Origin of the sequence: Candidatus Poriferisodalis sp. (assembly GCF_965203655.1) — a bacterium.
Taxonomy (GTDB): Bacteria; Actinomycetota; Acidimicrobiia; order Acidimicrobiales; family Poriferisodalaceae; genus Poriferisodalis.
Genome location: NZ_CBDBDD010000006.1, coordinates 383,141 through 407,352 on the forward strand (window position 1 = coordinate 383,141; position 24,212 = coordinate 407,352).

A 24,212-nucleotide genomic window follows, 5' to 3' on the forward strand; every position below is an offset into this window, starting at 1 on the left:
AGCCCGGACCTGCTCAGCCAGATTCGCAGAGTAGTGGGCCTCCGTCCGACGCCTCACGGGCGTGCCGGCCAGCCGGCGGGTTGGCTGCCGGCGGTCAGCCGACTCGCCACTCCGCGGCCCAGAAGGCACCCATGCCGTCGGGGTCGGTGAGCGCGACTGCTGCGTCGAGCAGCGTCCGGGCCGCAAGCGCCTCAGCCGTCGGCTTGGATCGCTTCCGCTTCCACAGTGCCCGCGCGTCCGCCGTCATCGAATCGATGCCGGCTGCAGCGAGCCACTCGGCTTGGGTGCTCAACGTCGCACCGGGCGGCATCTGGTCGAAGGCCACGTCGCAGGTGATGTCCGCACTGCCTGGGGCGTCCAGCGGGTCATGCCCTCGGCGTTGGGACCGGTACGTGCGCAGCCACTCGCTCTGGGGACGCTGTGCCAGCTCGAACGTGCGGCGCACGCCGTAGTCGAACGTCAGCAGCCGACCGTGTTCGAGCAAGCGCAGCCCCCGGCGGACCCAGACCGCAGCCTTCAGCTGCAGCGGCACACGCGCGCCCGGCGCGGCGTCCGGGGCCATCGTCTCAGCCATGGCCGCCGCATCGGCCGGAGCATCCCGCAGCACTTCGACGGCGCCGTCGGGCGGAACATGCACCTCCTGCCAGCCAGTCTCCGAGCGTGCGAGCAGGCGGAACGGCAGGTTGTCGAGCAGCTCGTTGGCGAGCACGACGCCGACGAGCTGGCCAGCGGGGAGATCAGGCGCCGCGACGACGCACTCCGACATACCGGCATCGGCGATCCGGGCGAGCGCCTCATCTCGCTGCCAGTCCACCCGCTCGACCATCACGTAACGCACGGCATCGCGGCACGCCGCAACATGCGCGAGCACATCGCGGCACAGCGTCCCGCGGCCAGCGCCGCCCTCGACCACTACGAACGGATCGGGCCGGCCGAGCTCATCCCACGTGCGATCCAGGTAGCCCGCGATGCACCGAGCGAACAGCGCGCCCAGCTCGGGCGACGTTGCATAATCACCGCCCCGCGCCGCCGGTCGACCCCCGCGCACGTAGAAACCCGAAGCGCCGTACAGCGCTTCATCCATGAACTCGTCAAAACGGTGGACCTCAGGCATGCGGTTGGACATCGGGACCACGCGCCCCGCCAGCGCTCAGCCGCCGAGGTAGAACGAGGCGACTTCGCCGAAGTGGCTAACCAGGCCGGGGAAGATGCCCAGCAACATGGTCGCAATCGCAGTGATCGCCAGCGCAGCGGCCAGCGCCCCGGTCATCGGGATCGGGCCGGGTGTGAAGCTCACCATCGTGGTCTGGCGTGTCTCGGTGGCCAGGAAGCCCTCGTGCTCGTCGGCTTCGGCGCCCGCTGGCTCAGGTTCGAGCTCGTCGCCTCGGGCATCGACACCGAGCGCCACCGTTTCGGGCACCGGCTGGAACCACATCTGCACCAGCACCCGGGCGTAGTAGCCGAACGCGATCACGGCGTTCACCGCGACGATCGCCGCCAGCACCCAGCCGGCAGGCGTGCTGGCATCGGCCAGCGCTCGGAACACCACGAACTTGGCGAACCACCCAGCCGCGGGTGGGATGCCGGCCAGTGATGCGAGGAACACCGTCATCAGCACCGCCATGCCCGGCGCGTACCTGAACAGTCCGGCGTAGCTGTCGATCTCGCCCGAGCGGGTGCGGCGAGCCACCGCCAGCACCACGCTGAATGCCCCCAGGTTCATGAAGGCGTAGATGATGGCGTAGACGATCACCGCCTCGTACGCGCTGGGCAGCGTCGTGGTGGTGATGCCGGTTCCCGGGACAGTCCAGGCATCGCCCTCGAACGCCACGGCGAAGGGCACCAGCATGAAGCCGCCCTGGGCCACGCCCGAGTAGGCCAGCATTCGCACGATGTTCGTCTGGCGCAGGGCGATCAGGTTGCCGATGGTCATCGTCACCACGGCCAGCACCCAGAAGAACGGCTGCACCACGTCGGCCGCGCCCTCGAAAGCAACGAACACCAGCCCAAGCAGCGCCACCAGGCCGGCCGCCTTGGAAGCCACCGACAGGAACGCCGTCACCGGCGTCGGAGCGCCCTCGTAGGTGTCGGGTGCCCAGGTGTGGAACGGCACCGCCGACACCTTGAAGGCGAAGCCGATCAGCACGAACAGGATCGCCACGATGACGATCGGGCTCGCTCCCTCGCCCGTCAGCGCGGCGGCAATTGTCCCGAAATCGGTGCCGCCGGACACGCCGAACACCAGCGACATGCCATAGAGCATCACCGCCGAGGCGAACACCCCCATCAGGTAGTACTTCAGGCCCGCCTCGTTCGAACGCGGCCCGCCCTTGCGCCACGCTGCCAGCATGTACGCCGGGATGGACAGCAGCTCCAGCGCCACGAACACGCTGACCAGGTCTCGCGAGCTGGCCATCATGATCATGCCCAGCAGCGACGTCAGCAGCAGCGTGTAGTACTCGTTCTCGTAGTAGTCGCCCTCGCGCACGTAGTCGACCGACATCAGCACGACCACGTAGCCGGCCAGGATGAACAGCGCCTTGAGCACGAGCGAGAAATCGTCGACGACATAGGCCCCGCCGAACATCGACCGCTCCGCGCCGTCGGCCGCCAGCGTCAGGATCGGGATCAGCGTCACGAGCAGGCCGACGCCGGTGAGCGTCGGCATCATCCGCTTGGCCTTGTCGTCGAGCGCTATGTCGGCAACGGTCACCAGCGTGCCGACGGCCAGCAAGGTCAGCTCGGGCGCGAGCGCGTGCCAGTCAAGGTGCGGCCGGACGAATCCCACGAGGGAAACGAGGTCCATCGTCACCCCCCGCCCACAGCGGCAGAGATGCTGTCCGCGATGCCGGTCGACACGTCATCGACCACGCCGAAGATCAGCCCGGGCACGATGCCGAAGAGCACCATCGCTATGATGAGCGGCGTCCACGCCGCCCACTCGTAGCGGTTCACGTCAGCGATGGCGTGGCCCTCCCATTCGGGCTTGGGCTCGCCGAAAGCGCTGCGCTGGAACAGCCACAGCAGGTAGCCCGCGGCGAACACCGTGCCCACCGCGGCGATCACCATGTAGGTGCGGAACGTCTCTTCGGACAGTCCGGCGCCGGGGTTGTAGGCGGACAGGATCGCAGGGAACTCGCCCCAGAACCCGGCCAGGCCGGGCAGTCCCAATGACGCCATGGCGGAGATGCCCAGGATCCAGCCCATGCGCGGCGCCGACTTGAGCAGCCCGCCCAGCCGGCTGATCTCGAGCGTGTGGTAGCGCTCCTTCACCGAGCCGGCCAGGAAGAACAGCATCCCGGTGATGATCCCGTGGGCCACCATGCCGAACACCGCAGCGTTGATGCCGATGTCGGTCAGCGTGGCGATGCCCAGCATCACGAAGCCCATGTGGGCCACCGAGCTGAACGCGATGAGCCGTTTCATGTCGGTCTGCGCCAGACATCCCAAGGCGCCGTAGATGATGCCGATCACCGCCAGCAGGCCGATCCACGGCGCCCACGCAGCTGCGCCTTCGGGCAGGAAAGGCAGCGCGATCCGCACGAAGCCGTAGGTGCCGAGCTTCAGCAAGATGGCCGCCAGGATCACCGAGCCCACCGTGGGCGCCTCGGTGTGCGCGTCGGGCAGCCACGTGTGGAACGGGAACATCGGCACCTTGATGCCGAAGCCCATGAACAGGCCCGCGAAGATGATCGCCTGGGTGCCCCGTGCAAGGTCGCCGCCGGCGGCATCGGCCAGCGCCCGCATGTCGAAGGTGTTCAGTCCTATGCCGGCGTCATTGGTGGCCACGAAGTACAGCGCCACGAAGCTGACGATCATCAGCGCCGAGCCGAACAGCGTGAACAGGAAGAACTTCAGCGAGGCGTAGCGGCGGTTCTCGCCGCCCCACACGCCGATCATGAAGTACATCGGCAGCAGCACGACCTCGAAGAAGACGAAGAACAAGATGAGGTCCTGCGCCACGAAGGTGCCGTTCATGCCCGACCCCAGGATCAGCATCAGGATCAGGAAGGCCTTGGCGTTGCCCGGCTCGGGAATGTGCTCCCACGAGTAGATCACGCACAGCGGCACGATCACCATCGACAGGATCAGCAGCGGCAACGACAGACCGTCGAGCCCCATGATGTAGTCGGCGTCGATCGCGTCGATCCAGCCCTTCTCCACGACGAACTGCAGCGCCCCGGAGTTGCCGTAGTCGAAGGCGAACAGCAGGTACACACCGACCGCCAGCGACGCCAGCGACGACACGAGCGCGATCGTCTTCAGCTCGAGCTCGCGCGCACGGGGCACCGCCATCATCACGAGCGCGCCGACGGCCGGCAGGAATACCGCCAGCGTCAGCGCCCAAGCGTCGAATCCAGTTGCGTCCACTACGAAGCTCCCTCTTGGTTACGAACCTGCTTGCCCATCGCCGGTCACAGCACGATCACGAAGACGATGGCAACCACGGCCGCTGTGCCGAACAGCAGCGAGCCGTAGTTCTGGACTCTTCCGGTCTGCATCACCCGCAGACCCTGACCGCCCGCGTCGGCACCGCTGCCGAGCGCATTGACGGTGGTGTCGATGGTGCCCTGGTCGATCCGGCGGTAGACCCACCTGCCGCCGTCGCGCGCCCCCTCGCCGGCGCGGTTGACCACCAGGTCGATGACGTTGTCGTTGAACCAGTTCGCGGCCCGGGCGATGGGCTTCTTGATCGAGCCGATCACGATGTCGGTGTAGAGATGGTCGAGGTAGTACTTCTGCTCGATGAAGGTGTAGCCCGCCTTGGCGTAGCGGTTGCGCTCGGTGAGCCCGTGCGGCCCGGTGTTGCGCCAGAAGTACATGAACGCGATGGCGATGCCGGCCATCGCCAGGCCCAGGCCCACCAGCGCCAGCCACAGCGATGGGTCGGGGTGCGACAGGCCGATCGCATTGAGGTAGTGCGTGGGCTCGGCGTAGGTCTGCACGAGGTGGGCGAGGCTCTCGAGGCCGAACACTTCGAGCACCGGCGTCGGCAGGTTGAAGGCGCCCGCCACGACGGCCATCACCGCCAGGATCCACAGCGGCACGGTCATCACCTTGGGTGACTCGTGGGGGTGGCCGTGGCCCCGGTACTCGCCCCAGAACGTGTACCAGATGACCCGGGTCATGTACGCAGCCGTCATCAGCGCCACCACGCAGCCGAAGATCAGCATGAGGGGGTAGGCGCTCTGCTGGCCCGCGAAGGCCCCGAGCAGGATCTCGTCCTTCGACCAGAAACCGGCGAAGGGGAAGATGCCGGCCAGCGCCAGCGTCGAGATCACGAACGTCTTGTAGGTGTGCGGCATGTACTTGCGCAGGCCGCCCATCTCTCGCATGTCGAAAGTGTGGTGGGCGGCGTGGCTGACCGAGCCGGCACCCAGGAACAGGCAGGCCTTGAAGAAGGCGTGCGTGAACAGGTGGAACATGGCGGCGGTCCACGCACCCACGCCCAGCGCCATCACCATGTAGCCGAGCTGGCTGACGGTGGAGTAGGCCAGCACCTTCTTGATGTCCCACTGGGCGAAGGCCAGCCCGGCGCCGATCAGCGCCGTGAAGCCGCCGATGAACGCCATCAGGTTGATCGACGAGGTGCCGATGGAGAAGCCCTCGAAGAAGACCGGGTACAGCCGGCCGATCATGAACACGCCCGCCACGACCATGGTCGCCGCGTGGATGAGCGCGGAGACCGGCGTGGGCCCCGCCATGGCGTCGGGCAGCCAGGTGTGCAGCGGGAACTGGCCCGACTTGGAGCACACCGCCGCCATCAGCGCGATCGACGCCATCAGCATGGCGAAGTGGACTTCTGAGCCCATCTCGCCGACCATCCGGTTGATGGAGTCGATGTCGAAGGTCTTGAAGGTGCCGAACAGGATGATGACGCCGACCAGCAGGCCGATGTCGCCGACGCGGTTGGTCAGGAAGGCCTTCACGGCCGCGTCGGTATTGGGGCGTTCCTCCCACCAATGCCCGATCAGCACGAAGCTGCACACGCCCACCAGCTCCCAGCCCACGATCATCTGGACCAGGTTCTGGGCCATGACGAAGAAGAGCATCGAGGCGGTGAACAGGCTCAGGAAGGCGTAGTAGTGGACGAAGCGCCGGTCGCCCTTGACGTACTCGGCGGAATAGATGTGCACCAGCAGCGAGATCGACGTGACCACGATGAGCAGCAGCACCGTCTGGCCGTCGACCAGCGTGCCGACGGCGAAGTCGATGCCGCCGCTCGACCACCAGCCGTCGACCTTGGAGATGACCGGTTCGGTGGTGGCGTAGCCATGCCCGTCGTCACCGTGGCCGTCGTCGCTGGCGGCGAGTTGCAGATCGCCGTCGAGGGTGCTTGAACCGGAAGCGCTCAATCCTTCGTTGACAGCTATCTGGGCGTGCTCAGCGTCGTACGACTTCGACGACGTGCTGTCTTCCACCCGGGTGATCCACGCCACCGCCGCGATCATCGAGAGCACCCACACGATGCCCACCGCCGTGATGCCCACCTTCTGGACACGCTCGACGCCGATGTACTTGCGTCCGAACAGCAGGATGACGACGAAGGAGACCGCCGGGATCAGCGGGATGAGGAACGCGTTCTCAAGGATCCACATACGCGCTCAGCCCTTCATCAGGTCGAACTCGTCGACCGCGATCGACTTGCGGTTGCGGTACAGCAGCAGCACGATGGCCAGGCCGACGCCCACCTCGGCAGCGGCGACCGCGATGATGAACAGGGCGAAGACCTGCCCCGAGACGACGTCGTGCTGCACCCCGAACGCCACCAGGTTGAGGTTGACGGCATTGAGCATCAGCTCGATCGACATCAGCACCATCACGCCGTTGCGGCGCGCCAGCACGCCGTAAACGCCGACCGCAAACAGCAGCGCACCGAGCAGCAGGAACTGGTTCAGCAGCATCGAGAGAACCCCCGCCTCAGTCGCGCCGCGCCAGCACGACGGCGCCGATCAGTGCTGCCAGCAGCAGCACCGAGACGGCTTCGAACGGGATGATGTACTGCGAGAAGACCGAGTCCGACACGTCGGCGGTGCGGAAGACGGTGCTGTCGGTGGCCAGCGAATCGGTGCCGAACCGATCGAGCAGCGCATACACGGTGACCCCGCCCAACGCGAGCGCCGACAGCGCCGCGACCGGCCAGGTCGCCCCGGTCATGCGGGGTATTCGCCCGATCGGCGCTCGGGTGAGCATGATGCCGAACAGGAACAGCACCATCACCGCGCCGATATAGACGAGCACCTGGGTGGTCGCGATGAACTCGGCGGTGAGCAGTACATAGTTGGCGGCCAGACCGCCCAGCACTGCCACCAAGAACAGGGCTGCGTGCACGATGTTGCGCGTCGAGACCATGCCGATGGCAGCCGTCACGGTGATTGCCGCGATGATGCCGAAGGCGATGTTCTGCGCAACCATCAGAGCGTCCCCTACCGGTCCGCCGCCGGAGCCGGCGTCGGGGTTGCATCGTCGTCAGCGAGCTGGCGCATGGGCAGGAAATCGTCAGGGCCGAAGTCGGGAACCTTGCGCACCTTCTGCTCCGAGCCGGGCTCGTAGTCCTCGAACTCGGGCACAGTCTCCATCCACTCGCTGAGCCGGATGCGGTCGTGGAGGAGGTCGGCGATGTGGGGTTCGGAGTACTCGTACTCGGGCGACCAGAACAGCGCGTCGAACGGGCACACCTCCACGCAGATGCCGCAGTACATGCACAGCGCGTAGTCGATGTCGAACCGGTCGACCACGTTGACCGAGCGGACGGCACCGCCGGCGCGCCGGGGCGGGGCCTTCACCTTGTGGCCCTCGATGTAGATGCACCAGTCAGGGCACGAGCGCGAGCACAGCATGCAGGCGGTGCAATTCTCCTCGTGCAGGGCGATCACGCCGCGGGCGCGATCGGGCGGGGCTTCCTTCTCGTGCGGGTACTGCACGGTCACCGAGCCCTGCTGCGGCGCAGGAATGAGCGTGCGCAGGCCCCGCTTGGGGAACAGCGTGCGTGCGGCGGTGCGTGCCGTCACGCCGAGGCCCTTGAGGAGTCCGGGAAGTTGTGGCATCTACAGCACCACCTTGAAGATTCCGGTCACGACGATGTTCGCGAGCGACAGCGGGATGAGCACCTTCCAGGCGAACTTCTGGAGCTGGTCCTCGCGCAGGCGGGGGTAGGTGAAGCGGATCCAGAAGATGATGAAGGCCACCACCAGGATCTTGATGAGCATCACGACGGGGCCGAGCACGTTCAGCGCCGGGGCGTCGAAGTCGAAGCCGGGGATCCACCAGCCGCCCAGGAACATCACCGTGGCCAGCGCCGAGAATGCGAACGCCGTGGCGACCTCGGCCATGAAGAACAGCAGGAAGCGGAAGCCCGTGTATTCCACGTGGAAGCCGCCGACCAGCTCGGTCTCGGCCACCGGCATGTCGAACGGCGTCTGGGTCAGCTCGGCCTGGGCCGAGATCATGAAGATCAGGAAGCCGATGAACTGGGTGAGGATGAACGGGTTGCCGATGAGGCCGAAGCCGAAGATCTCGCCCTCGGCCTGCGCCCGGACGATCTCCTGCAAGTTGAGCGAGTCGGCCTGGATGACCACGCCCATGACGGCCAGGATCAGCGGCAGCTCATACGCGATGAGCTGGCCGGCCGCCCGCAGGCCGCCGAGGAGGGCGTACTTGTTGGCCGAGGCCCAGCCCGCCATCAGCACGCCCAGAACCGACAGCGACGAGACCGCCATCGCGTAGAAGATCCCCGTGTCGAGGTTTTCCACGACCGCGTCGGGACCGGTGGGCAGCACCACGAACAGCAGGAACGACGAGGCGAGCACCACCACCGGCGCTGCCCGGAAGACCCGCCGGTCGGCGGTGGCCGGGTGGATGTCCTCTTTCTGGAGGAACTTCACCGCGTCGGCGATGAGCTGCAGCGTGCCGTAGGGGCCGACGTCTTGGGGGCCCAGCCGGCTCTGCATGAACGCCATCATTTTCAGCAGGAAGAGGTAGCCCAGCAGCAGCGCCGCGGTCGGGATGACGATGAGCGCGACACCCAGCTTGATGCTGGTCTCGGCCCAGTACGCCAAGCCGAGCGCGCCCGACACATCGATCGCCGTCAGGCCCGTCATCGGTCGATATCCCCGAGGATGAAGTAAAGCGATCCGAGGATGGTGATGATGTCGGGCACGTACGTGCCGCGCATCACCCACGGCACGACCGAGATGTTGCTGAAGCTGGGGGTGCGGATCTTCACCCGGAACGGCTCCAGCCCGCCCTTGGAAACCACGTAGTAGCCCATCTCGCCGAGCGGGTTCTCGGTGGAGACATACGCCTCGCCGGCCGGCACCTTGATGATGCGCGGCACCTTCGCCATGATCGGCCCGGCGGGAATGCTGTCGAGCAGCTGATCGACGATCTTGGTGGCCTCGCGGGTCTCCTGCAGCCGCACCCAGTAGCGGGCGAATGAGTCGCCGTCGGGGTGGGTCCACACCCGCCAGTCGACTTCGTCCCAGGCCAGGCCCGGGTTGGCGTCGCGGCGCAGGTCCCAGTCGACGCCGCTGGCCCGAAGGTTGGCGCCGGACAGGCCGAAGTCGAGCGCGACCTCACCCGGGATGACGCCCACGCTGCGGCAGCGCGTCTGGAAGATCTCGTTGCCCATCAGCAGGTCTTCCATCTCGTCGCAGAAGCCCCGCATCTTGGCCATCACGGCGTGGGTCTCGTCGATCCAGCCCCGCGGCAGATCGTCCTTGAGTCCGCCGATTCGGTCGAAGTTGGGATGGAACCGGCCGCCGGTCACCGCCTCGATCTGGTTGAGCACCCGCTCGCGGTCGCGGAAGGCGAAGAACACCGGGGTGAGGGCACCCACCTGCACGCCCATGTCGCCCAGGAACAGCGACACGTTGGCGATGCGGCTGAGCTCGAACAGGATGGTGCGGATCCACTGGGCACGGGGCGGGGCCTCGATGCCCATGAGCTGCTCGGCGGCCAGGATGAACGGCACCTCGTTGGCGAAGCTGCCGAGCCAGTCGATGCGGTTGATCAGCGTGGTGCACTGCGGAAACGTGCGGACCTCGCAGAGCTTCTCGTAACCGCGGTGCATGTAGCCCATCAGCGGCTCAGCAGAGATGACCTGCTCGCCGTCGAGCTGGCAGGCGATGCGCAGCGTGCCGTGGGTGGCGGGGTGCTGCGGGCCGATGTTGAGCGTCATGTCGCCGGTGTCGAGCTCGACGTTCACCCGGGCGTCAGCGGCCTGCGCCGCGACGTACGCCTGTTGGGAGCGCAGATCGGTCGCAGCAGTCGCAGGACTCACGCGCCCGCTCCAGAAGCTTCGAACTCGGCCATCACCTCGGCCTCGAGCTGCGCTTCGAGCTCGGGCGGGATCTCCTCGATGTCGACCACGCCCGGCCACGGTTTGACGGCACGGGCCAGCAGCGGGAAGTCCTTGCGCAGCGGGTGGCCCTCGAATTCGGTGGGCAGGTAGATGTGCTCCAGGTTGGGGTGCCCGTCGAAGACGATGCCGAACATCTCGTGGGCCTCACGCTCGTGCCAATCGGCACCGGCGAAGACATCGACAATCGACGGCACTGCGGCCGGTGTGCCGTCGGTGTCGGGCAGGTCGGCCTTGATGAGGACGGCTGCGTGCCGTGCCGGCGCATGGAGCTGGGCGAGCATCTGGAAGCGGGTCTCGCCGCCGCCGCGCCGCACGGTCTCGGCGGCCGTGGCGCTCGTCGCGTCGTCGTCCTCGCCGATGCCGGCAGCGTCGAATTCGGTGTCCTCGTAGCGGCCTTCGGGTGCGTCCGACCAGTCGATGGCCGACAGGAAGCCGAAGTAGACGAAGCCGTGCTCACGCAGTGCCGCGAGCGCGGTCCGCCAGTGCTCGACTTCGATGCGCAGCCAGAGGTTCTGGCCAGCCTCGATGTGTGTCTCGACCACCGCGTCGCCCAGCAGCCCGGACAACTCGGCCGCGAGCGCTTCGCGGGCCTCGTCGCCCGGCGCGGTGTCGTCGGTATGAGCGTCGTCGGTCTCGTCGGCCATCGGTCTGCCTACGCCGATCCCGCCGAGGCAGACGGCGCTGTGCCTGACCGTCCCGGCGAAGCCGGGACCACTATCGGCTCGCCGCGCCAGCGTTCTTGCATGTCCTCGCGCTGGATGCGCTCCTGCAGCAGCACGATGCCTTCGAGCAGGGCTTCGGGCCGCGGCGGGCAGCCCGGCACGTACACGTCGACGGGGATGACCTGGTCGACGCCCTTGGTCACCGAGTAGCTGTCCCAGTACGGGCCGCCGCAGTTGGCGCACGACCCCATCGAGATCACGTACTTGGGCTCGGGCATCTGCTCGTACAGGCGGCGGATGACCGGTGCCATCTTGTCGGTGACGGTGCCCGAGATCACCACCAGATCGGCCTGGCGCGGGCTGGCCGGAAACGGGATCACGCCCAGCCGCATGACGTCATAGCGAGGCGAGCCGAACGCGGCGCCCATCTCGATGGCGCAGCATGCCAGACCCCACTGGTACACCCACAGCGAGCGGGCCCTGCCGAAGTTCAGCAGCCAGCTGAGCGGCTTGGGCAGTTTGACCTTGTCGACCAGTGCCATCGCGAGATTCCCTCAGCCCCTCACACCCAGCGCAGGACGCCCTTGCGCCATGCGTAGAACAGGCCCAGCACCAGGATGAAGATGAAGATCGCCATCTCGACCAGGCCGAACAGGGCGTAGACCTCGAGCCGCGTCGCCCAAGGGAAGATGAAGACGGCCTCCACGTCGAACAGGACGAAGAGGACCGCGAAGACGTAGTACCGGATTTGGCTCTGGGTCCAGTCGCTGCCGACCGGATCGACGCCGCTCTCGTACGCGATCAGCTTCTGCGGTGTCGGTCGTTGCGGGCGCAGAATGCGGGCGACGCCGAACATTGCGAAGGCCATCAAGACTGCCGCTGCGCCGAAGATTGCGACGGTCAGATAGCTCCGCAAGAGGTCGGACACGGACCGCAACGCTAGCGACTCTGCGACCCCCTGCGCCGAATCACGGCCAGCCATTCGCGACGACGAAATCCCGCTCAATTGTCATGCTCAACCACTCCGCAGAGGTGCAGCGATGAGTCCTAATCGAAGACCGGCGGGGTTCCGTCGTGAACCGAGGGTTCGCAGCACCAGTTGTTGGCGAGATCGCGCAGAGACTCTGAATCGGGGATTCCGAGCAGGCGCGCGGCAGCATCGTCCACCGCCGCACGGGCGGTGTCGCGGTACGCATCACGGGCCGGCATAAGTGCCATGCGCAACAGCTCAGGTTCGGTCTCAAGCAACTCACGGGCAGCGGCATACGTAGAGGGTTCGTTGAAGTTGGGGCATGGCATCTGCCGGATGCCCTCCAGTTGCGCACTGCTGCGGCCATGCTGCTGGCGTTGCGCACGCGACCAGTGAACGACCATCCCGAGCGTCGAATTCGCCCAGATTGCGAATGCGAAGCGGATGATCGGGTCGTCGTGCAATAGCGCGCACCAAGCTCTCCCGCCCATGACGAGCTTGTCGGTGACAGCCGCAAGCGCAACCTGAGACGGCCAGAAGATGCCGCGCTGATAGAAGAGCGTGGACCGGCAGCGTCGCATTTCGGTAATGGCGTCTTGTGAGCGGGCACGTTCGGCAGCCTCGGCTTCTGCCTGTGCCTTCTCGATTGCTGCGTCGCTGGGTTTGCCGCCATTCGTCTGTGACAGCTTGCGTTGCAACTGGACGAGGGCGCGTTCACGCGCATCGCTGAGCCGTGGACCAACGACGTGGCCGTAATGCGTGGGGTCAACGGTCAAGGTGGTCTGAGCCTCAGCATCGGATGCCCACAACGACGTATCGGGGCGTACTTGATCGTCAGTGATCGACCACAGCTCGAAAGCACCAATTGGCTCATTGCCCGCAACATGGCCGATGCGGTGATGCGTCGGACCAAGTTCGAACAGCTCGCCGATTGTCGTCATGGCTACCCGACATACGGGTTCGTGAGCGTCGAGCGGCATGAACTCGCCTCGCCGGGTCAGCCGCTCGGCGACGGCTACTGCACCGAAGCTCGCCGCCCCGACAGCGGCCCAAGGCCCTCCATCGGCTGCTGGCAGGACGGTCCAACGGCCGGTCACGCCAGTACCCACCGTGACGTTGCCCTCCCGCTGTTCCTCTCGGCCCCGGAGCGCGGTATCAACGGACCGACCCGTTTCGGCGGCGACGGCGATACTGCCGAAAGGCTCATCGAGCGCCACCGTCATGATCTCGGCCGCTGTGAGATCGGCGCGGGGTTCGGATCGCTTGGTGCCGGCGATGATCATCTCGCCCATGGCGGTGTCGGCCGAGAGCGTCTTGTCTCCGCCGCGGGTCGCGCCCGGAAACGCCACGAGCAGGAGGTCGTCGAAGTGAGTCTCGAACATGGCCCGAATGTCCGACCACGCAGGTGATGCTGCAGCGGTGATGGGGAGCACCATGCCGACCCGTCCACCGGGACTGAGCTTCAGGCGCGCGAGCTCACAGAACACAGCGGCAAGACCCGCCTTGAGATTCGCGGGCGTGTCGCGTACGAGGGTCGCTGCCCGCTGCTGGGCGCGCTTGCGTTCGGCCTCGGTCGCCCCAGCGATGTCGAAGAGGGCCTGACCACCGCGCGATCGCGAGTAGGGCGGGTTCATCATCACGATGTCGAAGCGCTCATTGGGGGCATACAGACCTTGCGCGTCCGCTTCGGCGCCAGCGCGAGGCGCGGCTCCTGTCGTCGATGCCTCGTATCCGAAGAGATCAGCGAGATACTCGGTCTGCAGATACTCGACGGAGCCGGTAGCGCCCCGTGGTCCACATGCCCGCGCGACGCCGATGTTGGTGTGGCGGTAGTCGGCACCAGGCTCAATGTTCGAGAGACCTGATGCGGTCAGGTGAGCGGCGATCGGAGAAATATCGACTCCGCAAAAGCCTTCCTCCATCAAATGCGTATGCAATGCCGCCAAGCCCAGTGGCTGCGCTCCCGCGGATCGCGCCAGCGAGCGGACTCGGCGGTACGCAGCCCGCAAGAGTGTCCCCGTACCGCAGGCGAAGTCAGCTATGCGGAATACCTCGCCGATGTGATCCGATTCGCCCAGCGCCAGCGCGCGAGCAGACTGCGGGAGCCGCACACTCTCGTTGACCGTGATGTGGGCGAGGAATTCCGCTACTTCCGGTCGGGTGTAGTAGCTCGCTGCCTCGGACCTGTCTGAGATGAGGCGCTGGAAGAGCTCACCGCCAATGTCGAACAGGCCGAGGACACCCGATTCGACGCGGTCGGCCATGAGTGCTGCCCGCCCGAGCAAACCGGCAGTCAGCGCGGTTCCGATGTCTTGTTCGACGATCCCCATGGCAGCGGTCGCAGGGTCGAACACCGATCGATAATCGATAGCTCGGATCGCTTCCCAGGCCTGCGCAACCAACTGAGGAATGGGATTGTGGTCGGGGGCTGCTTCGGATCGCGTCGGTACTTCCTCATGGGACTGCGCGATCCGATCCTGGAACAAGAAGGCGTTCAGCCAAACCACTCCGACCACGTTGAGGCTGTCCGAGCCCGACGGCCGCCCCATGGCGATCGCCAGGCGAAGCTTGGCGTCATCGCTGAGGTTGGTATCGAGGTCCTCTGAGATGCCCCGCATCTTGTCGGCGGCATCTGCGGCGACAAGCTCGACCTGCCCGGGTGGAACGGAGACCATGACTGCGAGTTCGGCAAGCGACTGCGCCGTGCCGGAGAGCCAGCCGGAGCGAGGCCATCGGATCGGCTCGTCCGGGTCGTCTGTCCTGGAAAGGACGGCGTACTGCAACGGTGCGCCGCCGACGAGGCGACTCACTGCGTCGGAGTGATCCTTCCACTGCTCGGCGTGCCGGGGCGCCAGCACCGAGATCGCCGACTCGATCACCCGGCCATCAGTGGCGAGTTCAAGGCCAAGCCGTGCGGCAGCGTCGCGGTCAGGCTGGGCGCCGGGGCGGTCGTACTCCACTTCGACTGCAACGGGCAGCAGGTTCGCGGCGCTCACCAATACGTCCACGCGCCGCGAACTGCCCCCAGCAACGGGCTTGAGCACGCCAACGCGTTCGTGTCTGAAGGCGATGCGATTGTCAGCATGCATTCGCTTCATCGCCTCGGCAAGCGCGGCGTTGAAGTCGTGCTCGTGGAGCTTTCCTTCAGGCATCGAAGCATTCCACTCGTTCAGGACGGCTGATGAACACTCAGTCTTGGTTGCTTCTGCGAATTCGCCGATCACTCTATGGAGGGTTGACTGATGCCTCGCGCATCCCGTACGGACCTCGCCTCGTTGTCTACGGCACAGCCCAGCACGAACCCATCCGAATGCGAGAGCGGCCCACACGTGACGGGACTGCGGCGGCGAGTGACGTTCGGCCCTGGAGTCGGCAAAAAGCTGGTTGTGAACAGAAGGCTGCTCACTCGTCGGCGTTGGACGGCTCGTCAGCGTCATCGGAAGCCGAGTAGCCCGAATCCGGTTTGATAACGACCCTCGTGCTGAAGTGCGTAAGGACGACCCCGAGCCGACGCAGCAAAGGGCGAAGTGGAACCGCTGCCGCGAAACGCGTCAGGTTGCGACAACTGTCGAAGATGGGAGCCCCTACCCGGTTGCGGTGCTCGCCGGCAGCAACCTGTTCAGCCTCGGCAACAGCCTGCGGGCAGCTCCGATACCGCGGGACCTCCGTTGCTTAACGGCTGCGGGTGTCGATCGGGTTCGCGACCTTGCAGGATGAACGGCGTTCGGACACTCGATCAGACAGCAACGACCAAGAGCCCTTGGGCGACTGCACGCACGGCTTCGGGCGCCATCTTGCCTATGAGACGCCGGAGCTTCTTGAGCCGCTTCTCGTCCGGCCCGCCGAGGTGTAGTTCGATTGCGTTCTCAATCGCCTTGAGCAGAGCAGCAGTCGGATCGCTCGGCCATTCGCCGATGACGCGTCTGCCGTTGGCCGTGATCCGGAGGCTGATGTAGTTGTGCGGGTTTCCACTACTGATGGCATTGCCCATCCTGATGAGGCCAGCTTCCTCAAGCGCCTCGAGCTGGCGGCCTACCCGGTTGACATCATCGATTCCGAGTGCCCTCGCCACATCGCTCGTGTCGTACTCGAAGGCGTTCTCGTCGTCCTCCCACGCGTGGATCTGCTTGAGAGCTGGCAGGGCGATCTCGTCCCATTCAGTGGTCATGAGTCCTCCTCGGGTTCGTCGCGGATGATGTCGTGCTCGCGGAGCGCTATGACCAGCAGCCGGTATTCGTCCGAGTCTTCGAGTCCGGTGGATTGCGCCAGGACTTCGCCGATGTCCGCTGAGATGCGGTATCGGGTCCCTGGTTCCATGTAACCGCGGACGATGGCGTTGAGCACGGCCAGCTTGGGTTGTGTCGGAGGGAGCTGCATGGCGCGGTTGGCGGCACCGTAGAGCCAGCGACCTCTGTTCGTTTCGTCTGCGAGTGTGCGCTGGGTCAGCTGCGCCCAGCGTTGTTCGTCCAGAGCTGCGGCTCGGTGCATGTTGCCGAATCCGGCGAGCGCGGATGCGGCCGGCGAGTCGAGCAGTTCTTCCCACAGTCGCACTGCTGGTTCGAGATATCGCTCTTCGATGTCGTCGTGGCTGACGATGCGGCTCATGCTGATACCTGCTCGGGACGCAAGATCGGGGTACTCGTCCAGGTTGCGCACGATGAATCGGACGATGTCGTCGAGCTGGAAGCCGGGCCAGTCGCCGAGCATGGCGATCATGAGGTGGTCGATGGCTTCGTCGACGTCGCGCAGGACTGCGTCTCGGACCATGTCAGGGACCGTCTCGAACAGCCATCGGTGCGGCCAGCCCCATCGGATTGCGAGGTCAACGGTCAGTTGCGCAAGGTCGGCAGGTGCGTCGTCGCCGAAGATGAGTTCGAAGTTGTCGTCGGCCCAGTCGGCCATGGAATTGCGAAGCCAAGCGAGACGGCGCGCCACGATTGCCCGGAACTCCTCGCCGTCGTTGCCCTCGCGGGTCAACGCGAACCTCATCAATTCGGCGAACTCGGCGCGGACGGGCTTGCCTGAGCGCAGCTCGGCAGCAACGAAGAGCACTGCTGCGTCGAACGCGCGGGTGCAGTCCCGGTTGATTGCGCGGGTGAGCGAGTCCATCTGTGCCCACGATTCCGCGGAGGTGTCGATGGCTGCGTGGAGGAGCAGGTTCCAGGCCTGGTCGGAGCGGTCGCCGAATTGGACGTCAGCAACGGCCATCGCTGCGATGAGGTCTATGCCGGCGCGTCGGGCGGAACGCCAGTCCGTTTCGAAGTCGCGGGGGCTGTCCGCGAGAGGCTCGACGTTCCACGGGCCTGTGTCGACGAGCCCAAGCACGTCGAGCAGCGGTTCGACGGGAATGTCGCAGTCGGGGACGGATTCCTTGATGCCCAAGAGGTACGCGCTGATATAGGTCGGGTGGTAGAGCTTGGCGGCAAGCCCGACCGGGTCGCTCAGCCAATCGTGCGGGGCTTGCTGCACGACGCGTTGCAGGGTGCGGGCCAACTCCCTGGGGCCGCGATCCCAGTCCTGCGGTCCCGCTCGCCACGCGGCGACCTGAACTGATGCCTGTTCTGGTGACAACGCGCCGAGTTCATCTTCGGTGAAGGGGCTTGTGACGACGAACGACTCGGCTCTCCGTCGTGTCGAGATGTAGTCACGGTTAAGGGCGCCGTACCTTGCTTCGATCAGCTGCGTCGCGTTCCTCCAAGCACTGGTCGCATCGTCGGGCAGGAAACGAACCCAGCTCGACCGGCACAGCCACTCGCGCGGCACCGAGTCAGACGCCATCGACTGCCCGATCTGCTCTACCGAAGGCGGTTCCCCCAGCGCCTGTCTCCAGCGGTTCGCGAGGCCATCCGCAGGCACCGATTGCACTGCCCGATCCACGACAGCGGCATCGTCGCCCGTGATCAGGCGCGCACCGACAGCGCCCGCCACCTCGCTAACGAGCAGTTCCGGGTCGACATCGGGCACCTCGGAGAGCACCCAAGCCCGTGTGCGTTCGCGCAGCCCATCGGGCAGCAGCCGCAGCGTCTCGAGGAGATCACGAATCGGCACAAGCTCCCACGCACGGCGCAATGCCGACACCAGACACGACACAAGAACGGGCGAGCGCTCTTCGCCCATCGGCTCGACGAACTCGGTGAGCGTGCCTTGATGATCCCATCGCAGCTGCCCCAGCAGGAAATCGTCGGGGTCCCCGGCCCGCAACTTGAAGCACACCAGCCTCACCCGGGCATGCGCGTTGTGCTCATCGATGCCTTCCACGAGATGGTCCGCTAGCTCCTCGGGCATGAACAGGTGCGGCCAGCACGCCTCGTTGAACAGCGAGTCGACGAAATCGGCCACCAGGTCCGTCGAGGGATCGAGTTCGGTCGCGACTTGCAAGGCCTCGAAGACGACAGCACCGTTGTCGGGGTGCCGCTTCAGCACTTCGAGCATCAGCGGCGCGCCCGCAAGCCCCATGCGCCGCGCTGCGTCTGCCACGCAACGCAATCGTTCGGGGTCCTTGTCGTTGCGGTTCCACAGCCTACTGAGAAATCCCGACACCGACTCAGCGTGCGTCGGCCCGAGACGCTGCGCTGCCGCGGCGATGGCCCACCACACCTCGATGTGCTCCTGATCGAACACGCTGGCCGCGTCGAGCTGCACGAGCCACTGGGAGGTCGCCATGCTTCGGACGAATTGGGCCATGTGCACTGGCGTCGCTACCAGCTCCAGCAGTTTCTGCACGTCGCCTCGGTTCGGCGACTCGACAGCGGCAAGCGACCTCAGTTCGCTGTCGCGCGATTCCATCGGCATGAACAGCCGGCGCACGAGGGCGACGCACTCCCCGTACATCTCCCGCGCCAACGCGACGGGGCAGTCGCCGTGCAGAGCATCGTTGAGACGGTCGAACAGGTCCTGGAATGCCGAGACGACTCCGCTGCCCTCCGAAGGCGGAACGCCAGCTCGCTCGACGATCACCGCAATGAGCTGCTGCTGGTGGCGGCGGTCGCCCTCATCGTGGAAGCGCCTGACCTCATCGATCCGGCTCAGCAGCTCCCGAAGCAACTGCGCAGCATCCGCGTCGTGTGTCTGCGCCGCGTTGACGTATCGGTCAGCGGACTTGACGACCTCTCGGGACAATTCCCGCCATGGGCTTCTGACGCCGGGGCGACCTGCCTCTGTGATCGACTCCAGCGCTTCACGACACTGATAAGCCACTGTCTCGCCGACTCGGGGCCCCGAGTCGGTCGGGGCTTCGAGCACACGTCGGGCCGCATCAAGAAACTCCACCGCGCGCGAACCATGCGCGCCGAACTCGACACGCAAGTGCTCGGCTAGCTCAGGCTCAAGACTCGGAACTGGCACCAGACGATCCTCGCGCGCGAAGTCTGCGTCACAACGTCATTTTCTCGGCGGCAGTCTGGGCACTACGGCAAGAGCGTGAACGCGAAGCGCTGATCGCGGGCACCCGGGCGGAGGGTGCGCTGCGGCCGCATCAAGCCGCCGAGACTTGATATGTCCCGGGCTACACCTGGTGAAATGAGTTCGGCGTCTGGCGTGCGACCGCGTCGCGGTCGGCTGGGCCGTGTGCGATGGGCAGCACGATGGTGTCCTCGGACACGGGGCAAGAGTCCCAAGTGTTCACTCCCACGTTGATCTGGCGGCCTCGCTGGCGCCATTTCTCGTGGATATGGCCGTGCAGCAGCCAACTGCCGTTGTCGCGAGGGCGAAGATCGAGGCACTTGAGGTCATACGCCTCGTCGAGCACGTACGGGAAGTGGCTAACTCGCACCTTGTTGCAGCCAATTCGCACCGGCATAGGCGCGTCGACCATCTGTTCGAACCCGCCGAGCTTGAGAAAGGCGACGCTGTTGCTGTGTCGGCTGTGGCTGCCCCCGGAAGCTCCGCAGTTAGCCTTCAGAGCGCTGCCGGACGAAGAGCGCATCATGCAGAAGGCCAACCTGTTCGAATTGCTGGGTCGTCCCGTCTCGGATACAGCTCGTGATGAGGGCACTCTCGTGACCGATTCTCCTGAGACCTACGACGACAACGGACAGTTGCCGTCGGTCTTGGATCGCAGCACCTCGATCACAAGAGTGACTGGGGAAACCTACGACGACGACGGCCTGCTGCCGCTGCACTAATGCCCCGGAAGGCGTTGCTGGTCGGCAGCGAGTCGGACAGTCATGTAGGCGCAGTTGCTGAGAAGCTGAAGAGCCGCGGCGTTGAACCGGTGGTTTTCGATGCGGAGTCTCTGCCTCACATCGGTTACTCGCTTTCCCCTAGAGAGCTCACAATCGGAGGGGTCGAGGTGGCCGATGCGAGTCGGGGCTGGCTGCGGCGCGTGGCGTCGAGCAGGTGGACGACGGGTGATCTCGTGGGCTCTGTCGCGGACGTCTCGCTGCGGGCCCGTGTACGTCTCGTCGCGGCCATCGCCCGGCACGGCAGGCGCAAGTGGCTGACTGGCATCGATGCGTTGCAGGCAGCCGAAGACCGCATTCACCAGTTGGCTGTCGCTCACGGACTCGGGATAGCCACGCCTTCGACGTTCGTGTCGTCGGACCCTGATCGGATTCGGCGCGTGTTGGGAAGCGATGCAGTCCTCAAGCCGCTCGCGACGGGTGCCTTTGTCGATGCCGAGGGCCGACCAAGAGCCGTGCACACCACACAGCTGACGACAGACATTCTGGAGTCCGGCGACTTCGCCGCAGCTCCGTTCGTGACGCAAGAGCGCATCGAGGTGCACCGACACCTGCGAATCGTCACTGCCGTGGCCTCCGCGTGCACGGCTGCACTTGATGCGGAATCGTGGCCACTCGACTGGCGAGAGGCGGACGAGGCCCACACCTCATGGCAGCGATGCGAGGCACCAGAAGTCGAACGCCAAGCTGTGCGCCTCGCCAAGGCGCTCGGCGTCGGATTCTCAAGCCAGGACTGGCTCGTCCCGAAGTCGGGTCCGGCAGTGTTCATCGACTTGAACCCGGCCGGCCAGTGGCTGTTTCTGCCCAAAGACGTCGCCGATCCAATCACCGACCGCATAGTCGACTTCTTGGCCGGGCAGCGATGAGACCCGAGACTGCCCCGGACTCGGCTGATCCGACACCGTCCGAAGCACGAGCGTCCGACCGCTCCCGCTGGTGGACCCATCATCACGCAACGTTCGTGCTCGCGGTATTCACCCGCTACCGCATCAACCATTACAGGGACCGGCGCGCCCACCAAGGACGTCTCGGCGACGGCATTGACTCTTGGAGCGACGACGATCACCAACTCGCCATCGAGGAAGGCCGAAGGCAGCTAGACGAACAGCGCGTCCAGCTGCAGTATCTGACCCGGCGAGCGAGCGCGCTCCTGCCAGTCGGACTCGCCGTCACGGTGTTCCTCCTCACCGCCCTCAACGACCTCAGCAGGCTGGCGCAACCTGAGAGGACGATTGCTCGAGTCCTAATCCTGTTGGGACCGGCAATGACGATCTGGGGCACTCTCGTCATGGGAGCGCTCATCGCGGGCAGAGCATCCTTCATGAAGACCGACACCCTCCAATTGACGCACGAGTCCGCAGATCTGAAGGGGTTTCTCGCTCGGGACTACGCCGAGAATGTGGGCGTGGGCGAGAACACCAACGCTGCGCGACTGACCCACCTCGGAACCGGTGTCGTCTGGATCGTCATCGGTGCGACCGTAGGAGCAGTTGGGCTCTTGATGATCCACTGGTGATCGCCTCATCCGCCGTCGGCATCCAGTGACGTATGCACTGGACCCATGGGCGCGGCCAGCAGTTACGGTTCGAGCGCGTTCCGGACTTGGCACTTGTGGGTTCCAAGCCCCCGCCGCGCAAGGCCTTGGCTTGAGCGCCCGCCTGATCGCACCAACCCTGGTGTCAACCGCCTGCGTCAGCAGCGCACCTAACCCTGCATGAGAGGATTGAATCATGCCCATGCGTCGATTTGCTGCCTGTTTCTCAGTCGCCCTCTTCATCGCGGGCTGCTCCAACAGCATCGAGGCCGACGCTCCGCCCGAACCGTCTCTGACCACCTACGCGCTGACCGTGGGGTTCTACAACGTGATCACCTACGAACCGCTCTTGGAGCCGCAGTGTGACCGGGTCACCGGTCGAGGCAGCGCCTTCGACGACGTTCCAAACGCCACCTACTCGCTGGTCGGTCAGACTCGCAACATCATCGGCATCCTGTACCCAGTCGCCGAGCGACAGCCGAGCTGCACGTTCGTCTTCACGGGCGAGTTCGAATCGCTGCCTGACCTGCTGCTAATCCAAGGCCCCAGGATGCAGCAGAATGGCTTTCCCGTGCGAAGTATTGATTGGTCCGAAAATCGCGCCGTGGCAGGAATGGCCGAAGTCACGGTGCTGGCCGAACTGGAATTGACCGTGAACCTGAGTGACTTCAACCCATACGGTTAAGGTCCCATGTGATTGCGACATCAGCGAACTGAAGGGGCGGCCACATAGCGCGCAGTGCGGCGCTCGCCGATGAGGTCCAGTGTGCCTTCATCGCGCATCTCCCGAAGCAATCGGGCGGCGACTGCCGAATCGACCTGGCACAGCTCGGCAGCTTCGCGACGAGCAATCGAGCCGTGCGCGCGCACATAGCTGAGGATCATCTGTTCCTGTTGGAGGCGGTCGTAGCCGCGCGTGCGCACATAGCGCGGTTCCTCATGAAAGCGGCGATACAAGGAGGCGGACAGGTGGTACTCGCGGCCCCGACCACGACCGCGAGGCTCGATGAGTCCTTTCTCGATGAGTGTTCCGAGCAGCCCGCGAGCATGGGCTTGATCACGCTGGATCAGTTCGGCGACACGTCTGGCGGACACGATGCGCTCGCGGCGCACCTCGTGCAGCACTTGCAGCTCGTCGAGTTCCAATTCGTTGCCCTCGCGCCGAGCTTCCTCTGCATAGCCCGCGAACTCGCGGTCAGCAGGGCCGGCACGCACTCGCACCACGACTGACGCCGGATTGCTGCCGGCATAGTCGGGCGGGGGGTGACCGAGCCGCAACTGGCCCCAGAATGCCAAGCCGATCCCGCGGCTCATTCGCTCGACCAATCCGGCGCGCTTGAACACGTCAGCGAGGAGCGGGTTGCGAGGCCGCGGCGGCGCGACCAGCATGTTGGCCAGCGTGACTCCGACAGGAAATCCTCCTGGATTGGACACTTCGAGCCCGGAGTCGGTGAGAACGACTTGGGTTGGGCCGAGAGCCGAGTAGTCGCGGTGTGTGAGAGCGTTGGCGATCAGTTCGCGCACGGTCACTTCCGCAAATCGCGGGATCGGCACACGGAACATGCCCATTTCCAGCTCTTCCTGGCTATTGCGCGCCTGCACCCGCTCGAACAGCTCCGACATCGCCCGAAGAAGCGGCACACAGCTGATGTCGTTCGCCAGAACATCCAGCGCTGCGCTGACATGCTGGAAGGCGACTTCGGCGACGGGGATGTGACGGCGCACTGCGGCCTGCGTGCCGAACAGCAGCACGCTGCCGACACACAGCTGACCTGTGAGGTCGACGAGTTCCAGCGCACGCAGCAGCGCTTCGTCATCCAGAGAAGCCAGCACTGCGTCGCCGTCCTCGCTGATCGCCATATCGCGGAAGCGCTGGATCTCCAGTGGGTCCAAGTCATCGGACGTCGCGGCGGGCAGCGGCATTCGGGTGAAGTCGCGCTGCCCGGTGCTTCCCGCTCGTGACAGCACCTCGCTCGGCCGCATCGGCAGGCACTGTGGCCTGCCGTGGACATCAAGAGCGCGTCGCACGAACTTGCCCTTGCTTGTAGCCACGACGGTATCGGTGGGCGGTACACCGACAACCACCACCGGGCACGCTCCGTCATTGACGACCTCGACGGACACACGGACAGACGGCTCGGTGTTGGCAGCGACATGGGCTTCGATGCGAGCCGGGATCAGTTCCATCCTGGGCCACGGTTCGGCGCCGACGATCTCGCGGGATTTCTCGTCGATGCCCACGAGCACCTGACCGCCGTCCGTGTTGGCGAGACAGACAACGGCCTCGACAAGCTCGGTCGCATCGACTTGCATCTTGAACTCGACGGTCAGAGACTCGCCGCCCGCGATGAGGTCACGTACGTCGCTGATATCCATAGGACCAGTCTAGTTCAAAGTTTTGAACTTTAGAAATACTTTGACTTCTCGTTCAAAACATTGCAATAACAGGTGCCGTCGGACTGCCGGGCGCCTCGCTTGAGGTCGCGGGGCGATGTTGTGGAGT

21 protein-coding genes are annotated in these 24,212 nt (G+C 65.5%); 4 read left to right on the forward strand and 17 right to left on the reverse strand.

Going from position 1 to position 24,212, the window contains the following annotated elements:
• Positions 1-94: 94 nt before the first annotated feature.
• From ACOGW9_RS07845 to ACOGW9_RS07920, 16 genes are all read right to left on the reverse strand, one after another.
• Positions 95-1,126 (reverse strand): SAM-dependent methyltransferase, encoded by a 1,032-nt coding sequence (locus ACOGW9_RS07845; protein WP_419910016.1) that lies wholly within the window; start codon positions 1,124-1,126, stop codon positions 95-97.
• 24 nt (positions 1,127-1,150) lie between these two features.
• The gene (locus tag ACOGW9_RS07850; RefSeq protein WP_419910018.1) at positions 1,151-2,806 is read right to left on the reverse strand and encodes an NADH-quinone oxidoreductase subunit N; all 1,656 of its coding nucleotides are present in this window, start codon (positions 2,804-2,806) and stop codon (positions 1,151-1,153) included.
• A 2-nt stretch (positions 2,807-2,808) separates the two neighbouring features.
• Positions 2,809-4,371 carry a complex I subunit 4 family protein gene (locus ACOGW9_RS07855; RefSeq protein WP_419910020.1) on the reverse strand — a complete coding sequence of 521 codons (1,563 nt, stop codon included), beginning with the start codon at positions 4,369-4,371 and terminating at the stop codon, positions 2,809-2,811.
• Positions 4,372-4,415: 44 nt separating this feature from the next.
• Positions 4,416-6,599, reverse strand: a complete 2,184-nt coding sequence (gene nuoL, locus ACOGW9_RS07860; RefSeq protein ID WP_419910022.1) for an NADH-quinone oxidoreductase subunit L — start codon at positions 6,597-6,599, stop codon at positions 4,416-4,418.
• Positions 6,600-6,605: 6 nt separating this feature from the next.
• Entirely contained in the window at positions 6,606-6,905 is a 300-nt protein-coding gene (gene nuoK, locus ACOGW9_RS07865) for an NADH-quinone oxidoreductase subunit NuoK (protein WP_419910024.1), read from the reverse strand.
• A gap of 16 nt (positions 6,906-6,921) precedes the next feature.
• Positions 6,922-7,416: an NADH-quinone oxidoreductase subunit J gene (locus ACOGW9_RS07870; RefSeq protein WP_419910026.1), complete on the reverse strand. Its 495-nt coding sequence runs from the start codon at positions 7,414-7,416 to the stop codon at positions 6,922-6,924.
• An 11-nt stretch (positions 7,417-7,427) separates the two neighbouring features.
• Positions 7,428-8,048: a 4Fe-4S binding protein gene (locus ACOGW9_RS07875; protein WP_419910028.1), complete on the reverse strand. Its 621-nt coding sequence runs from the start codon at positions 8,046-8,048 to the stop codon at positions 7,428-7,430.
• Positions 8,049-9,101 (reverse strand): NADH-quinone oxidoreductase subunit NuoH, encoded by a 1,053-nt coding sequence (gene nuoH, locus ACOGW9_RS07880; protein ID WP_419910030.1) that lies wholly within the window; start codon positions 9,099-9,101, stop codon positions 8,049-8,051. It abuts the gene before it with no gap.
• The gene (locus ACOGW9_RS07885; RefSeq protein WP_419910032.1) at positions 9,098-10,282 is read right to left on the reverse strand and encodes an NADH-quinone oxidoreductase subunit D; all 1,185 of its coding nucleotides are present in this window, start codon (positions 10,280-10,282) and stop codon (positions 9,098-9,100) included. The genes nuoH and ACOGW9_RS07885 overlap by 4 nt, the downstream gene beginning before the upstream one ends.
• Positions 10,279-11,007: an NADH-quinone oxidoreductase subunit C gene (locus ACOGW9_RS07890; protein WP_419910034.1), complete on the reverse strand. Its 729-nt coding sequence runs from the start codon at positions 11,005-11,007 to the stop codon at positions 10,279-10,281. Before ACOGW9_RS07890 ends, ACOGW9_RS07885 begins: the two co-directional genes overlap by 4 nt.
• 8 nt (positions 11,008-11,015) lie before the next feature.
• Positions 11,016-11,567, reverse strand: coding sequence for an NADH-quinone oxidoreductase subunit B (locus tag ACOGW9_RS07895; RefSeq protein ID WP_419910036.1), 552 nt, complete (start codon positions 11,565-11,567; stop codon positions 11,016-11,018).
• A 20-nt stretch (positions 11,568-11,587) separates the two neighbouring features.
• Positions 11,588-11,953 carry an NADH-quinone oxidoreductase subunit A gene (locus ACOGW9_RS07900; protein ID WP_419854818.1) on the reverse strand — a complete coding sequence of 122 codons (366 nt, stop codon included), beginning with the start codon at positions 11,951-11,953 and terminating at the stop codon, positions 11,588-11,590.
• A 119-nt stretch (positions 11,954-12,072) separates the two neighbouring features.
• On the reverse strand, positions 12,073-15,147 hold the full coding sequence (locus tag ACOGW9_RS07905) for a hypothetical protein (RefSeq protein ID WP_419910038.1): 3,075 nt from the start codon (positions 15,145-15,147) through the stop codon (positions 12,073-12,075).
• 584 nt (positions 15,148-15,731) lie between these two features.
• The gene (locus tag ACOGW9_RS07910; RefSeq protein ID WP_419910040.1) at positions 15,732-16,163 is read right to left on the reverse strand and encodes a hypothetical protein; all 432 of its coding nucleotides are present in this window, start codon (positions 16,161-16,163) and stop codon (positions 15,732-15,734) included.
• Positions 16,160-19,339, reverse strand: a complete 3,180-nt coding sequence (locus tag ACOGW9_RS07915) for a hypothetical protein (protein ID WP_419910042.1) — start codon at positions 19,337-19,339, stop codon at positions 16,160-16,162. The genes ACOGW9_RS07910 and ACOGW9_RS07915 overlap by 4 nt, the downstream gene beginning before the upstream one ends.
• A 160-nt stretch (positions 19,340-19,499) precedes the next feature.
• A complete protein-coding gene (locus tag ACOGW9_RS07920) occupies positions 19,500-19,808 on the reverse strand; it encodes a hypothetical protein (protein WP_419910044.1) in 309 nt (102 codons plus the stop codon).
• 112 nt (positions 19,809-19,920) lie between these two features.
• Here ACOGW9_RS07920 and ACOGW9_RS07925 point away from each other — a divergent pair, with 112 nt between their 5' ends.
• The 4 genes from ACOGW9_RS07925 to ACOGW9_RS07940 all read left to right on the forward strand — a co-directional run bounded on the left by ACOGW9_RS07925 (position 19,921) and on the right by ACOGW9_RS07940 (position 22,394).
• Positions 19,921-20,118: a hypothetical protein gene (locus tag ACOGW9_RS07925; RefSeq protein WP_419910046.1), complete on the forward strand. Its 198-nt coding sequence runs from the start codon at positions 19,921-19,923 to the stop codon at positions 20,116-20,118.
• Positions 20,119-20,285: 167 nt separating this feature from the next.
• On the forward strand, positions 20,286-21,041 hold the full coding sequence (locus tag ACOGW9_RS07930) for an ATP-grasp domain-containing protein (RefSeq protein ID WP_419910048.1): 756 nt from the start codon (positions 20,286-20,288) through the stop codon (positions 21,039-21,041).
• Positions 21,038-21,691 (forward strand): hypothetical protein, encoded by a 654-nt coding sequence (locus ACOGW9_RS07935; RefSeq protein ID WP_419910050.1) that lies wholly within the window; start codon positions 21,038-21,040, stop codon positions 21,689-21,691. The genes ACOGW9_RS07930 and ACOGW9_RS07935 overlap by 4 nt, the downstream gene beginning before the upstream one ends.
• A gap of 214 nt (positions 21,692-21,905) precedes the next feature.
• A complete protein-coding gene (locus ACOGW9_RS07940) occupies positions 21,906-22,394 on the forward strand; it encodes a hypothetical protein (protein ID WP_419910052.1) in 489 nt (162 codons plus the stop codon).
• Between the two features lie 20 nt (positions 22,395-22,414).
• Here ACOGW9_RS07940 and ACOGW9_RS07945 read toward each other — a convergent pair whose 3' ends face one another.
• On the reverse strand, positions 22,415-24,085 hold the full coding sequence (locus ACOGW9_RS07945; RefSeq protein WP_419910054.1) for an RNA-binding domain-containing protein: 1,671 nt from the start codon (positions 24,083-24,085) through the stop codon (positions 22,415-22,417).
• Between the last annotated feature and the right edge of the window lie 127 nt (positions 24,086-24,212).

Excerpts from the sequence above, each read along its gene's own strand:
- ACOGW9_RS07905 (WP_419910038.1), bottom strand. The coding sequence starts at position 15,147 with ATGCCTGAAGGAAAGCTCCACGAGCACGACTTCAACGCCGCGCTTGCC.
- ACOGW9_RS07875 (WP_419910028.1), bottom strand. The coding sequence starts at position 8,048 with ATGCCACAACTTCCCGGACTCCTCAAGGGCCTCGGCGTGACGGCACGC.
- ACOGW9_RS07925 (WP_419910046.1), top strand. The coding sequence starts at position 19,921 with ATGCAGAAGGCCAACCTGTTCGAATTGCTGGGTCGTCCCGTCTCGGAT.
- ACOGW9_RS07850 (WP_419910018.1), bottom strand. The coding sequence starts at position 2,806 with ATGGACCTCGTTTCCCTCGTGGGATTCGTCCGGCCGCACCTTGACTGG.
- ACOGW9_RS07940 (WP_419910052.1), top strand. The coding sequence starts at position 21,906 with ATGCCCATGCGTCGATTTGCTGCCTGTTTCTCAGTCGCCCTCTTCATC.
- nuoL (WP_419910022.1), bottom strand. The coding sequence starts at position 6,599 with ATGTGGATCCTTGAGAACGCGTTCCTCATCCCGCTGATCCCGGCGGTC.
- nuoK (WP_419910024.1), bottom strand. The coding sequence starts at position 6,905 with ATGCTGCTGAACCAGTTCCTGCTGCTCGGTGCGCTGCTGTTTGCGGTC.
- ACOGW9_RS07935 (WP_419910050.1), top strand. The coding sequence starts at position 21,038 with ATGAGACCCGAGACTGCCCCGGACTCGGCTGATCCGACACCGTCCGAA.
- ACOGW9_RS07870 (WP_419910026.1), bottom strand. The coding sequence starts at position 7,416 with ATGGTTGCGCAGAACATCGCCTTCGGCATCATCGCGGCAATCACCGTG.
- ACOGW9_RS07890 (WP_419910034.1), bottom strand. The coding sequence starts at position 11,007 with ATGGCCGACGAGACCGACGACGCTCATACCGACGACACCGCGCCGGGC.
- ACOGW9_RS07945 (WP_419910054.1), bottom strand. The coding sequence starts at position 24,085 with ATGGATATCAGCGACGTACGTGACCTCATCGCGGGCGGCGAGTCTCTG.
- ACOGW9_RS07895 (WP_419910036.1), bottom strand. The coding sequence starts at position 11,567 with ATGGCACTGGTCGACAAGGTCAAACTGCCCAAGCCGCTCAGCTGGCTG.
- ACOGW9_RS07845 (WP_419910016.1), bottom strand. The coding sequence starts at position 1,126 with ATGTCCAACCGCATGCCTGAGGTCCACCGTTTTGACGAGTTCATGGAT.
- ACOGW9_RS07920 (WP_419910044.1), bottom strand. The coding sequence starts at position 19,808 with ATGGTCGACGCGCCTATGCCGGTGCGAATTGGCTGCAACAAGGTGCGA.
- nuoH (WP_419910030.1), bottom strand. The coding sequence starts at position 9,101 with ATGACGGGCCTGACGGCGATCGATGTGTCGGGCGCGCTCGGCTTGGCG.
- ACOGW9_RS07910 (WP_419910040.1), bottom strand. The coding sequence starts at position 16,163 with ATGACCACTGAATGGGACGAGATCGCCCTGCCAGCTCTCAAGCAGATC.